The 12779-nt window shown below is 67.6% G+C and carries 13 protein-coding genes; 4 read left to right on the forward strand and 9 right to left on the reverse strand.

What is annotated here, in order from left to right:
* Positions 1-100: 100 nt before the first annotated feature.
* Positions 101-1489, forward strand: coding sequence for a serine hydrolase domain-containing protein (locus tag AC3DEZ_RS15830; RefSeq protein ID WP_488389074.1), 1389 nt, complete (start codon positions 101-103; stop codon positions 1487-1489).
* 80 nt (positions 1490-1569) lie between these two features.
* On the opposite strand, the gene AC3DEZ_RS15835 is transcribed toward AC3DEZ_RS15830, so the two are convergent.
* From AC3DEZ_RS15835 to AC3DEZ_RS15860, 6 genes are all read right to left on the reverse strand, one after another.
* Entirely contained in the window at positions 1570-2109 is a 540-nt protein-coding gene (locus AC3DEZ_RS15835; protein WP_488389075.1) for an SRPBCC family protein, read from the reverse strand.
* Between the two features lie 111 nt (positions 2110-2220).
* The gene (locus tag AC3DEZ_RS15840; protein WP_447104840.1) at positions 2221-2670 is read right to left on the reverse strand and encodes a hypothetical protein; all 450 of its coding nucleotides are present in this window, start codon (positions 2668-2670) and stop codon (positions 2221-2223) included.
* A 1025-nt stretch (positions 2671-3695) separates the two neighbouring features.
* Positions 3696-4091: a glycine cleavage system protein GcvH gene (gcvH, locus tag AC3DEZ_RS15845; protein ID WP_295374966.1), complete on the reverse strand. Its 396-nt coding sequence runs from the start codon at positions 4089-4091 to the stop codon at positions 3696-3698.
* Positions 4092-4197: 106 nt separating this feature from the next.
* Entirely contained in the window at positions 4198-5307 is a 1110-nt protein-coding gene (gene gcvT, locus AC3DEZ_RS15850) for a glycine cleavage system aminomethyltransferase GcvT (RefSeq protein WP_488389076.1), read from the reverse strand.
* Positions 5308-5544: 237 nt separating this feature from the next.
* Positions 5545-5976, reverse strand: a complete 432-nt coding sequence (locus AC3DEZ_RS15855) for an NfeD family protein (protein WP_488389077.1) — start codon at positions 5974-5976, stop codon at positions 5545-5547.
* A 1-nt stretch (position 5977) separates the two neighbouring features.
* On the reverse strand, positions 5978-6943 hold the full coding sequence (locus tag AC3DEZ_RS15860) for an SPFH domain-containing protein (protein WP_447104837.1): 966 nt from the start codon (positions 6941-6943) through the stop codon (positions 5978-5980).
* 124 nt (positions 6944-7067) lie between these two features.
* Here AC3DEZ_RS15860 and AC3DEZ_RS15865 point away from each other — a divergent pair, with 124 nt between their 5' ends.
* Genes AC3DEZ_RS15865 through AC3DEZ_RS15875 form a run of 3 tightly spaced genes read left to right on the forward strand, consistent with a single transcriptional unit; the run spans position 7068 to position 9895 of the window.
* Positions 7068-7634: an RNA polymerase sigma factor gene (locus AC3DEZ_RS15865; RefSeq protein WP_447104836.1), complete on the forward strand. Its 567-nt coding sequence runs from the start codon at positions 7068-7070 to the stop codon at positions 7632-7634.
* Positions 7627-8505, forward strand: coding sequence for a hypothetical protein (locus AC3DEZ_RS15870; RefSeq protein WP_488389078.1), 879 nt, complete (start codon positions 7627-7629; stop codon positions 8503-8505). Before AC3DEZ_RS15865 ends, AC3DEZ_RS15870 begins: the two co-directional genes overlap by 8 nt.
* A 28-nt stretch (positions 8506-8533) precedes the next feature.
* Complete coding sequence (locus AC3DEZ_RS15875; protein ID WP_488389079.1) at positions 8534-9895, forward strand: PDZ domain-containing protein; 1362 nt, start codon at positions 8534-8536, stop codon at positions 9893-9895.
* Between the two features lie 70 nt (positions 9896-9965).
* Here the strand turns inward: AC3DEZ_RS15875 and AC3DEZ_RS15880 are convergent, their stop codons facing one another.
* Genes AC3DEZ_RS15880 through AC3DEZ_RS15890 form a run of 3 tightly spaced genes read right to left on the reverse strand, consistent with a single transcriptional unit; the run spans position 9966 to position 12746 of the window.
* Complete coding sequence (locus tag AC3DEZ_RS15880; RefSeq protein WP_488389080.1) at positions 9966-11177, reverse strand: MFS transporter; 1212 nt, start codon at positions 11175-11177, stop codon at positions 9966-9968.
* Between the two features lie 7 nt (positions 11178-11184).
* A complete protein-coding gene (locus tag AC3DEZ_RS15885; RefSeq protein ID WP_488389081.1) occupies positions 11185-12135 on the reverse strand; it encodes a DUF6607 family protein in 951 nt (316 codons plus the stop codon).
* On the reverse strand, positions 12132-12746 hold the full coding sequence (locus AC3DEZ_RS15890) for a Hemin transport protein (protein WP_488389082.1): 615 nt from the start codon (positions 12744-12746) through the stop codon (positions 12132-12134). The genes AC3DEZ_RS15885 and AC3DEZ_RS15890 overlap by 4 nt, the downstream gene beginning before the upstream one ends.
* Positions 12747-12779 lie beyond the last annotated feature (33 nt).

Below are 12779 nucleotides of genomic sequence, written 5' to 3' on the forward strand. Positions count from 1 at the left end.
CTAGATGAACGACATGCGTGCGGAAGTTGCCGCCATTTGTGCAATCTGAAACAGCAACGTTATTATCGTGTCCAGCAACCGTTGCGCAGGCGATCAGTACATGAAGAAGAAGGTAATTCGGCGGCCGTTGCGCCCGTTCCGCATCGGGCTGCTCGGACTGCTGATACCGATGACGCTGGCCTCCACGGCGCAGACGCCTCCCGCCGGCGCCGCCCACACCGCCTCGCCGACGCAACCCGCCACGTCCCTTGCCGCCCCGCATGTCGATACCGCCGCCACGGCTGTCGCAACGACCGTGTCGGCATCCACGCTCGCGCCAGACTTCGACGTCGCCCGCTTCGAAGCGATGGCGCAGCAGCTGACCCTGGGCGAGCGCGTTCCCGGCCTGGCGCTGGCCATCGTCCACAACGGCCGCGTACTGACGGCGAAGGGGTATGGCGTCACCGACGTCAGCGCCCCGCAGACGATCGACGGGCATACCGTGTTCCGCCTGGCCTCGCTCTCCAAGGCCTTCGCCGGCACGCTGGCCGGCCTGCTGGTCAACGACGGCTCGCTGCGCTGGGACAGCCGCGTGGCGGACTATGTGCCGAACTTCCGCCTCAGTGATCCGATGGCGACGCGCCAGGTGACCGTGGCCGATCTGCTGAGCCATCGGGTCGGCCTGCAGGCCCACAACGCGTTCGACCGCGACATCGAAGGCAATGCCGACTACTACGCGGTGACCCAGAAGCTGGCCTACGCGCCAATGAGCTGCGTGCCCGGCCAGTGCTACGCCTACCAGAACGTCGCCTTCAGCGTGTTCGGCGATGTGGTGTTCGCCGCCACCGGCGGCTTCTACGAGCAGGCGGTCGACCGGCGCATCTTCAAGCCGCTCGGCATGAACGACGCCAGCCTGGGGCTTGAAGGCATCGAGAACAGCGCGCGCTGGGCGCGTCCGCACGTGCGCAGCCGCAACGGCTGGGTCGCGCTGACGCCCAAGCCCACCTACTACCGCCTGGCTCCCGCCGCCGGCGTCAATGCCAGCATCAGCGACATGGCGCAATGGCTGGTGGCGCAGACGGGTCATCGCCAGGACGTGCTGCCCGCGCCGCTGCTGGCCACGCTGCATGCGTCGCTGGTGCCCACACCGGGCGAGATGCGGGCCGGCTGGCGCCGTGATCGCATCTATTCGGCCGGCTACGCGCTGGGCTGGCGCGTCTTCGACTACGCCAGCCATCCGGTGATCTTCCATGCCGGCGCGGTGCAGGGTTACCGCGGCATGGTGGCGCTGGTACCCGAGCGCGATCTGGGCATCGCCATCCTCTGGAACAGCGACAGCTCGGTGCCCTCCGGGCTGCTGCCGACGATTCTCGACCGCGCGATCGGCCTGTCGCCGCAGCAATGGCTGGATACGCCGATGGATACCAGCGATCTGCTGATGGCCGATACGCCGCAACCGGACAACAAGAGCGGCGCCGCCGCCAGCCAGGCAACCGCCTCTCCGCGCTGACGGCGGTCGCGGTCGCCCCTTCCGACCTCACGCCCCGCTCGGCGATCCGCGCGGGGCGTTTTCGTTGGTGACCTCGCTGTTCAGCGCGGCGGTGCGGTTTCCAGCAGGGACTTGAGCCTGCTCAGGCCGTGCTCGTAGTCGGGGCCCATCATCCGGTCGAACAGCAACCCGAACCAGCGCGACATCGGGTTGTAGCCATGCTCGATGTCGAAGCCCCAGGTCAGGCGCGTGGCACTCGTGCCCTCGGCCGCCAGCGTGTAGGTGGCAATCGACGGATGCCCGCCGAAGTCCAGCGCCACCACGACGCGTGTCGATGCCTGGCTTTCCGTGATTCGCTGACTGCCGGTGCCGACCGCCTGATTGCCGGACCAGCGCATGCCCGCCCCGACACCCTCGGCCGGCCCGTCGTAGGTGTACTTCGCCTGGGGATCGGCGGCGAACCAGGGCGACCACTCATTGAACCGGCGGAACGAGTTGAGCGTGGCAAACACTTCCGCCGGTGGCCGCTGGATGGTGATCGATCTTTCCACATGGGTGCGTGCCGGCAGCAGCAGACTGCCCAGGACCAACAGCACGCCCAGCAGGATAAGGACGCCAAGGGTCCACTTCAGCAGCTTCATGTCGTTCCTCCGTATCGGACGGCGACAAGCTTAAGCGCCCGCGCAAAAAAAAACTCTCTCCCTGCTGGGCACAGGGAGAGAGTCTGATGGATACGGCTAATCGGGGTTGGCTTAGATCAGCGGAGCCGGGGTGGCCGGCAGCGCGACCGGAGCCGCTTTCTTCTTGGACTTGCGGGCAGGCTTCTTGGCGGCCTTCTTCGCAGCCTTCTTGGCCGGCTTCTTGGCAGCCTTCTTGGCAGCCTTCTTCGCGGTCTTCTTGGCAGCCTTCTTGGCAGGCTTGCGGGCTACTTTCTTCGCAGCCTTCTTGGCGGTCTTCTTGGCAGCCTTCTTGGTGGCCTTCTTGGCAACCTTCTTCGCAGCCTTCTTCGCAGCCTTCTTGGCCGGCTTCTTGGCGACCTTCTTGGCAGCCTTCTTCACGGTCTTCTTGGCGGCCTTCTTGGTGACCTTCTTGGCGGCCTTCTTGGCGGCCTTCTTCACGGTCTTCTTGGCGGCTGCCTTCTTGGTCGCCTTCTTGGCGGCCTTCTTGGCAGGTTTCTTCTTAGCAGCTTTCTTCATTGCCATGTGATGGCTCCTCGTCAGTGAACTTGGATTGGGTACATCGGGGTACGAAACCTCTGCCCGAAGGCAGGCCCAGTTGCGGAATCAGCCGCGGGAGTCGGACCCGCAGGCAACCGTCGACGCGCCAGGCGCGTTGAACCGGATTCTTTTGTCGGGACCCTTCTGACGTGGTCCCCTACAAATACGAAAACACCCGCTTCGCCGGGCGACGCGGGTGCGATAAGGAAGGTGGGGTGCTTTTTTTCGGGGGAAGCGGGCCCTGCGTCCGCCGCTACCTGGGCTGGGACGATTGGCCTTGTTGTCACTCGCGCTGTCGTATTGATCCGACTCACTCGCTTCCGCAGCACTCTCTGCTGCGCGAAACCTAATCACGGTTTTTGGACGTGTCAACACCTCGGCGATTTTTTTTTCCTCCGCCGCCACCGCCTGCCCGGTCGACCGGCCACGCCCAGGCATGGGAAATGAGCGCGACGGATCCGGTCGACAACGCCAGCGACCACGCGACGCAAAAAAAAAAAGCGCAAAAACGAGCGTTTTTTTGACATGGATTCGTGCGGCACGTAATCGGGATCATCGTCCGCCATCCCGATGGGAGCGTCGTCGGGACGGCAACAAACGGCTAAACGGCACCTAAAAATTTTTCCGCCGAACGGTCCGGATTGGGGCGGCGCACAAGCCCGATTGCGCGGATCTGCGCAAAAAAAAACCGCCGTCGCGACGGTCTTCGCGGCCGTCCAGAGATGCATCGGCATCCTCCCGTCGGCATCCGGCGATGCGCATCACCACCCTTCGCGTCTGTTCGCCGAGCGTGTCCGGCGTCCGGATCGCGCGCCTCGCACGCGCTGTCGAGGTTGCCGCGGATGGTGTCGCGTCGGCGACGTGGTGGCGGAATTCCGACGCGCCGGCTTGCCGTGTCCGCCGATGCCCGATCCCGGTTCCGATGCCGCGCCCGCGCATGTCCTCTGGGAGAGGCAAAAAAAACCGGCCGCTCGATGGCGGCCGGTCGGTACTCCGTGCGGTCGGAGGACTCAGTGGTCCTCGTCTTCCAGCAGCTCGGCGTAGTCGTCGGGAGAGAGCAGTTCGTTGAGCTGCTCCGGCTCCTCGGCCTCCACCACGAAGATCCAGCCTTCGCCGTAGGCATCCTCGTTGATGGTCTCGGGCTTGTCGGCCAGTGCCGCGTTGACCTCGATCACCTTGCCGGTGACCGGGCTGTACACGTCCGATGCCGCCTTCACGGACTCGACCACGGCGCTGGCGTTGCCCGCCTCCACCCGGTCGCCGACGTTCGGCAGTTCGACATAGACCAGGTCGCCCAGCAGGCCCTGTGCGTGATCGGAAATGCCGACCGTGACGCGGCCACCGCCTTCGGCGCGGGCCCATTCGTGGGACTTCAGGAATTTGAGATCGCCGGGAATCTCGCTCATGTTGACTACTCCGGATTTGTATCAGGTGGGCGGAAAGAGGACGCTAGTTTAGCTGCTTATGCCGGGCATGAAAGTGGTCCGGCCCAGGGCCGTCACCACCGTCATTTCATTCACCCAGCACGCCGGGCTGGGCCTGGCCGTCACGGACGAACGGGAACTTCACGACCCGCACCGGGACTTCCTTGCCACGGATGTCCACGCGGACCGCACCGGGCTCGCCGGCCGGCACGCGCGCGAAGGCGATGGCCTTGCCCAGGGTGGGCGAGAACGTGCCCGACAGGATCTCGCCGTCGCCATTGGCGGTCAGGACCGTCTGGCCGTGGCGCAGCACGCCCTTCTCGTCCATCACCAGTCCAATCATCTGGCGCGGCGCGCCGTTGGCCTTCTGCTGTTCCAGCACCGGACGGCCGATGAAGTCGCGCCCCGCGTCCAGGGCGACCGTCCAGGCCAGCGCGGCCTCGTAGGGCGACACCGACTCGTCCATGTCCTGACCATAGAGATTCATGCCCGCCTCCAGGCGCAGGGTGTCGCGGGCGCCCAGTCCGGCCGGCTTCACGCCCGCCTCCAGCAACGCGTTCCAGAAGGACACCGCGTCCCGCTCCGGCAGCACGATTTCGTAGCCATCCTCACCGGTGTAGCCGGTGCGGGCGACGAAGAGCGGCACGCCGGCGCTGCTCTCCGCCTGCACGGCGGCGAACCGGGACAGCTTGTCGGCGGCGGCGCGATCGGTCTCGCGCAGCAGGCCGATGACCTTCGCGCGGGCGGTCGGCCCCTGCACGGCGATCATGGCGAACTCGGGGCGCTCCTTCACCTCCACGTCGAACGCGGCGGCCTGGGACTGGATCCACGCCAGATCCTTGTCGCGGGTGGCGGCGTTGACGACCAGACGGAAGAAGGCCTCGTCCATGAAATAGATGATGAGGTCGTCGATGACCCCGCCATTGGCATCGAGCATGCAGGTATACAGCGCCTTGCCCGAAACCTTCAGCTTGTCGACCGAATTGGCGACCAGGTGGCGCAGGAATTCGCGGGTGCGGTCACCGTGCAGGTCGACCACGGTCATGTGGCTGACGTCGAACATGCCGGCGTCGCGGCGCACCTGGTGATGCTCCTCGATCTGGGAGCCGTAATGGATCGGCATGTCCCAGCCGCCGAAATCGACCATCTTGGCGCCAAGCGCGCGATGGGTGTCGTTGAGTATGGTCTTGTTGGTCATGGCGGCTCCCGGGGCAAAGAGCGCCATTATCCCAGATGGGGCGCGGCAGCGCCCCCGACGCCGCCGCATGGTGCGGACGCATGCCGCCGGGAACGCCCCCGGCGATCCATCCCGGGAATCGCCGGACGCGGACGAGCGGAGCCCGGTCGGTTCCCACCCGCTCCAGGCGGTGCGCCCGCCACGGCCGTTTTCAGTTCCGAAACCGTCGTGCCGATCCGCCTGGGGGCGCAGGCGCGATCAGTGCGCCTGCACCTTCAAGGTCATCCCGTCCACGGCGACCACGCGCACGCGCGCGCCGCTGGGCAGGTCGGGACCGCTGACCGACCAGAAGGCATCGTCCACCCTGGCCCGGCCGCGGCCGTCGACGATGGCCTGATCCAGTTCCAGCACCCGGCCGACCAGTTGCTCGGCACGACGGTTCAGCAGCGGCTGGTCGCTGCGCCGGCCACGTCCCCGGAACCACTTCAGATAGATGCCGACCGAGATGACCGCGAACACCGAGAACAGGATCGCCTGCCACAGCCAGCCCAGTTCCGGGAGTACCAGGACCACCACCGCCATCGCCGCGGCGGCGAAGCCGAACCAGAGCATGAAGGCGCCCGGCGCCATCGTCTCGGCCGCGAACAGCAGCAGCGCGGCGCCTGCCCAGAACGCGAACTTGAAGCTCATCTCAGCCCCCGATGCGCGGCGGCCGCGACGCGATCGACGCCTGCTGCTGGTTCAATGCGTCCTTGGCCAGCTCCGCGATGCCGGCGATGGAGCCGATGACGCCGCTGGCCTCCATCGGCATCAACACGAACTTCTGGTTGGGCGCGGTCGCCAGTTCCTTGAACGCCTCCACGTACTTCTGCGCGATGAAGTAGTTGATCGCCTGCACGTCGCCCTTGGCGATGGCCTCGGACACCAGCGTGGTCGCCTTGGCTTCCGCTTCGGCCAGACGCTCGCGCGCCTCGGCCTCGCGATAGGCGGCTTCGCGCTTGCCCTCGGCTTCCAGGATCGCCGACTGCTTCTCGCCCTCGGCGCGCAGGATTTCCGATTGCCGCGAACCTTCCGCTTCCAGGATCGAGGCGCGCTTGTCGCGCTCGGCCTTCATCTGCCGCGCCATCGAATCGACCAGATCCCGCGGCGGCTGGATGTCCTTGATCTCGATGCGGTTGACCTTCACTCCCCACGGACTGGTCGCATGATCGACCACGCCCAGCAGTTTGGCGTTGATGGTCTCGCGCTGGCTCAGCGATTCGTCCAGGTCCATGGAGCCGATGACGGTACGGATGTTGGTCTGCACCAATGCGATCATCGCCTGGTCCAGGTTGGCCACTTCATAGGCCGCCTTGGCCGCGTCCAGTACCTGGAAGAACACCACGCCGTCCACCTTCACCACGGCGTTGTCCTTGGTGATCACGTCCTGGGACGGCACCTCGAACACCTGTTCCATCATGTTGACCTTGCGCCCCACCCCCTGCATGTAGGGAATCAGGAAGTGCAGGCCGGGGGACATCGTGTGGGTGTACCGGCCGAAATGCTCGACGGTGAACTCGTAGCCCTGCGGCACCACCCGCACCCCCTTGAGGAAGGTGACGACGATGAAAATGCCGATTGCGATGACCACGAACGTGGTCAGACCCGAAGAAAACATCACTCACCCCCTCTGTCCCTAGTTATAGGGGAGTATAGACGCCCCCGGAGCGCGGCCGGGACGAAACCGGCCATCGCGAGCCCGGCTGCAACCCTTTCGCCGTCACCGGCATCTGGATGGATGCATGCCACCCGTATCCAGCTTCGCCATCGATGTGCCCGACACCCTCCTGGCCCGCGCCCGCGCGGGGCGGCAGGACGCCTTCGAGCAGTTGTACCGCTGGTTCGAGCGGCCCGTGTTCACCCTGGCGCTGCGCATCTGCGGCGACCGGGAGGAAGCCTCCGACGTGTTGCAGGACACCATGCTGAAGCTGTTCCACCACCTCGACGACTTTCGCGGCGGCAGCCCGTTCTGGGGCTGGCTGCGCCAGATCGCCGTCAACGAATCGCTGATGAAGCTGCGCCGCAACCGCCGCTTCGACATGGAGATCGCCATGGACGAGGAGGATCTTCCCGAGGACCAGGGACACCTGCCACCGGCCGCCGCAGATGCGGCGATGCTGCAGCGCGCCCTGGGGGCTTTGCCCGCCGCGACCCGCAGCGTGCTGTGGCTGTACCACGCCGAGGGTTATACCCACGAGGAAATCGCCCGGCTGATGCAGCGCACGCCCAGTTTTTCCAAATCGCAGCTTTCGCGCGGCACCCGCCGCCTGCGGGCGCTGCTGCACATCGAGGAACCCGCCCATGCCTGATGCACGCCATCCGGCCTCCCCCGCACCCGAAGACTGGAGCCAGGCGTTCGCCGCGTTGCCGCTGGAGACGCCACCGACGGGTGGCTGGAACCGCGTGGCGACCACGTTGCCCATGCGCCGGTCGCGCAATCGGTTCTGGATCCCGGCCGCCGCCGCGGCCTGCCTGGCGCTCGCGATGGCGGTGCCGTGGCGTGGCGCCGGTCCCGATCAGTCACCGCCGGTCGCGGTTTCCGATCCGCCGTCGACGGTGGTGCCGGCGAACGCACCCGCGACGTCGATTGCCACTTCCACACCTGCGCCCGCGCCGACCAGAACCGGCACGGACATGGCCGACGGCGAACCCGCGCAACCCGCATCCGTCACCGGCGGCGCGCCATCCGATACCGGTCTGGCTACCGCGCCCGTGCGCGCCACCACGAACGAAGACGCGCCCGTCCGGCCGCATCCGGCGGATGCGGACACATCCAACCGGCGGCACGCGACGTCCACTGCCGTGGCGAAGCACATCGACACGCCAGCCCGTCCCGCCACCGAAGCTGCCGAAGCCACCGTCGCCGCCGGAACGCCGGCGTCACCCGCCGCGCTGGAAACCCTGTACGCCGAGTCGGCGCGGCTGGAGGCCTTGCTGTCGCAGATCCGCGACGATCGCATGGCCAGTGGCCCGGCCATGGCGCTGAGCGCCGCGCTGAACGAGCGCGTGGCCGGTATCGACGTCGCGCTGTCGCAACCGGATCTGGCGGCAGACACCCGCGTCGGCCTGTGGCGCGAGCGGGTCGCGGTCCTGCAGCGGCTGACCGGCGTGGAAAGCACGCAGCGCTGGATGGCGGCCAACGGCTACCCGACCGATGGCGCGGTTGCCCAAGTCTATTGAGGAACACGAGGAACAACCCGAGGTGATCATGAAATCCCATACCCGAAACCTGAGCATCGCAGCGCTCGCCATCGCCGTTGGCCTGGCTTTCTCCAGCCAGGCCCAGGACAACGCCGCCGCTTCGCGGGAGGACGCGAGGGTCGCGGCCCAGCGCGCCGCCACGCAGGAAGCGCAGCGCAAGGAACTGGATGCGGCGCGCGCGGAGTTGCAACGCGCCGCCCGGCGCATGGCCGAACTTTCGCGCGCCGACGAAATGGCGGCGATGCGCCAACGCATCGAGCGGCGTCCGATGCTGGGCGTGCTGCTGGCACCGGATTCGCGGACGGGCGTCCGCATCACCGGCATCACTCCGGACAGCGGCGCCGCGCGGGTCGGCCTGCGCTCCGGCGATCAGTTGCTGAAGATCAATGGCAAGGCAATCACCGGCAATACGCCTGATCAACGCCTGGAACATGCGCGCGCCGCCCTGTCGGGACTGGAGACGGACGTGCCGGTGAAGGTCGAGTTCCAGCGCGATGGCCGCCCGCAGGTCGTGGAAGTGCTGCCTCAGGCTGGCCGTCCGGTCCTGGTCTTCACCGACGACGGTTCGATCGATGAACGCGGCACCCGCATCGTGTTGTCGCCGGACGGGGACGGCATCGCGACGGTCGACAACTTCAACTTCGGCGCGTTCGACTTCAAGCCGGCCGAACTGGCCATCACCCCGGAAATCCAGCGCGAACTGATGCGTGTGCGGGAACTCACCGACTGCGGTGAAGGCAAGGATTGCCTGATGCCGCGGCTGGCCGAAGCCTATCGCTGGAACGGCCTGAACCTGTCATCCGTGGATCCGCAGCTGGGGCGCTACTTCGGCACCGATCGCGGCGTGCTGGTGCTGTCGACCGGACCGGAGCTGGAAGGCCTGCAGGCCGGCGACGTGATCCGGCGCGTTGAAGGCAAGGAGGTGGGGACGCCCCGCGAGGTGATGGAGGCGCTGCGCGGCAAACCCGCCGACAGCCGCGTCAACGTCGAGTACCTGCGTGATCGCCGGAGCGCGACCAGCGCGATCCGGATTCCCCGCGCGACCCCGTTGCGGATTCCGGTCCCGCCGGCGCCCCCTGCTCCGCCAGCGCCGCCGCCGGCTCCCCCTTCGCCAGCGGCGAAAGCGCCACCCGCGCCCCCGACGGCGGCCACGATTCCCGCACCGCCGTCTCCGCCCACCGTGATCACCTCCCGCGGGCAACAGGTGGTGATGGTCGATCGCAACGGGAAGATCCACGAGTACAGCAGCGACTCCAACGCGCCTTTCCCGGCGCCGCCCACGCCACCCGTCGCGCCGAAGGCGCCCTCCATGCCTCCGCCTCCCGCACCGCCGCCGCCGCCGCCGCCACCACCGGGCGTACCGGTCTGAGCATTCCCATCAGAAACGCGCAAGTGAATTCCCTGCCCCGGAAATCCCGGGGCATTTTTTTCGCCTTGCGTCAGGTGGATCCGTCCGCGGTCGCGGCGATGCTCCGGTCGCGCGCACCACCGACCCAGAGCGCGACCAGCGCCAGCAGCGCGGCTCCGGTCACGAACGGCACCGCCGGCGCGATGCCGTACAACAGCGCGCCCAGCAGCGGTCCCAGCACCATGCCCATGCCTTGGGCCGCGGATACGGTGCCGGCGGCCGCGCCCTGCTCATGCGCGGCCACCGCGTTCGCCGCCATCGCGGAGAACGCCGGGAACACCAATCCCATGCCCAGCGCCATCACGAAGTAACTTGCGACGAGTTGCCAGGATGCGGTGGTGAAACCGGCGACGAGGAAGCCCAGCATCGCCAGCCCCGCGCCACGCCGGATGAGCGTGCGTGGTGGCCATTGCAGACGCCGCACGCCCAACTGCGCGGCGATCAGCGCGATGCCCACCGCGGTCAGGGCGTGCCCCGCCACCCGGCCGGCATGTTCGCGCGACAGACCCCAGCGATCCATCGCATAGAAGCCCACGCAGATCTGGGCGATGGCGACGCTGCCCATCGCCACGAACGCGACCACCACCGGTACCCGCAATCGAGGATCCCCCATTCGCACCGATGGTGCGGCAGGCGGCATGTGGGCGTGTCCGGCGCTGAGGCCGGTCAGGGCAATGATCAGGGCCAGGACCGCCAGGCCGGCCATCGCGTACAGCGGCAATACCAGACCGCCGCCCACCAGCCAGCCCGCCAGCGACGGGCCGAGCACCAGGCCGATCGCGCTGGACGCGCCCAGCGTCGCCATCGCCGCGGTGCGCCGCTCGACTGGTGTGCGGTCGGCGACCATCGCGTTGGCCGCCGCCGGAACCGCGGCGAAGAAAGCGCCGATTGCGCCCCGCCCGGCCAACAGCAGCAGAAAGCCGATCAGCGCGCCGGGAGCCGTCAGCAGCGCCCAATGGATACCCACGGCGAGCGCAAGGCAGGACAGCGCGAACCCGACGATGCCCGTCACGATCACGCGCTTGCGTCCCAGCCGGTCGCTCAGGCGTCCCCAGCGCCGCGCCAGCAGGAACCACAGCACACCGGCCACGGTGACCGACGCCCCGGCCTGCCATTCGGCGAGTTCCAGCGTCCGCGCCAACGGCCCGAGCAGCGCGATGAAGGCGTTCATCGCCATCATGCAGGCCGCGTTGACCAGGATCAGCGGCAGCAGTTGCAGGGGCGGTGGCGAGGTATCCCGCATCCCGGATTTATCGGGCGACGGTGCGGACGGCCGGCGCCGGCTCCACCCATGCCGCGAACACCTTGTCGATCTCCGCATCGCTGACCGCCTTGCCTTCCTGTTCCGCTTCGGCCTGGGTGAACAACGGGATGATCATCGCCATGCCGTCGATCTTGGTCTTGAGATGCACGCCGGTATCCCGGTCCAGGAACCGTTCCCAGCGGCCGCGCACCCTGGCCCAGTAGTCCGCGGTGCCCTTCCAGTATTCGTACGCCGGCTTGAAGTCGATCCCGGTGGTCTTGATGTAGTCGTTGAATCCGAATTCGCGCGCCAGTTGCACCTGGCTTCCGTCGGGCTTGCGCAGCACCTTGGTGTTGAACTGCTCGTGGGTCCAGCCACCCGGCGTGAGCGTATGACGATTGACCACCGACATCGCGTTGTAGTCGCTGCGGCGGGTGTACTCGCGACGCGGCAACGGACGCCACGACAGGTCGCTGGTCCAGGTAGCGTGGCCATCGCGGTAGTCCCAGCGGCCGGTGCCGCAGTAGCGCGGCGCATCGCTGACCTCGTAGACGCACTGGGTCCAGGCGCCACGGGTGACCTCGGCGGAAATGGCCTGACGGGTCCAGGTCTGGTCCGCGCGGAATTCGAAGCGCTGCGGCGCTTCATAGACCCAGTCCTGCCGCCAGTGCTTGGTGACGTGGCCGCTCTTGGCATCCACCAGGATGTGCTGCAGGACGATCCGGCGCGGCGTGTCCTCGACCACGATCACGGTCTCGTCGCCACCGCTGCGCATCGCCGCCTGGCGCTCGTAGCCCGGCTGCAACAACACGGTTTCGTCGAAGGCGAAATCGACGGTGTACTCGCCCTGCATGGCGAGAATCGACTGGCGGTCGCGCGCGGGATCGGCGTTCTGCGCGGCGACGTCGCCGACGCCGGCCAGCAGCACCGGCAGGAGGAAAAGGGGCAGGAGTTTCATGCGTGGGTTCTCTCGTCTGGCTTCCAGGAAATCACGGCGTCCGGGTAGCTACCGTGGGACATGTCGCGGATTCGCGACGGTGCGGACGAGAGACAGCAGCACTCGTCCGACAGGGTTTCATCATCGATGCACTCGCTGCGGGCAATCGCACGCGCGGTGGCGGCGCCGAGCGACGACAGGCGCGCCAGGCTGGCGGCCAGCACCGGTCGTCCGCCCTCGCCCGGCAGTTCGTGCAACCGGAGGATCGCGGCGCGCCACTGCTCCCCGCGCAGACGACCGGCCAGGCGACGCCACAACCGCTCGCCGACACCCGTCGGGGCATCCATGCCCATTTCCTGCGGCCAACGCGACAACAGGCGATCCCAGGCCAGGAAGTCGCTGTCGGGGAGCAGGAACAGGCGCCAGCAGCAGCGGCCCGCGGCGTCCAGGAATTGCAGTGACTCGCGCAGGCCATCGCTGTCCAGGCCCGCACGGACCCGCACGCTGATGGCCTGGTGCCAGCCGGTCAGTTCGCCGCCGTGTTCCGCGCGGTACAGGCACAGCACCGCGCCGAGCGCGGCGAGCTGATACGGGTGCGGCAGGCGCGCGGCCTCGCGCCAATCGCCCGGCATCCGGACTTCCGGCGGAAGCGCGCGCGCCACCAT

It is taken from the genome of Pseudoxanthomonas sp. 134C1 (assembly GCF_057773065.1).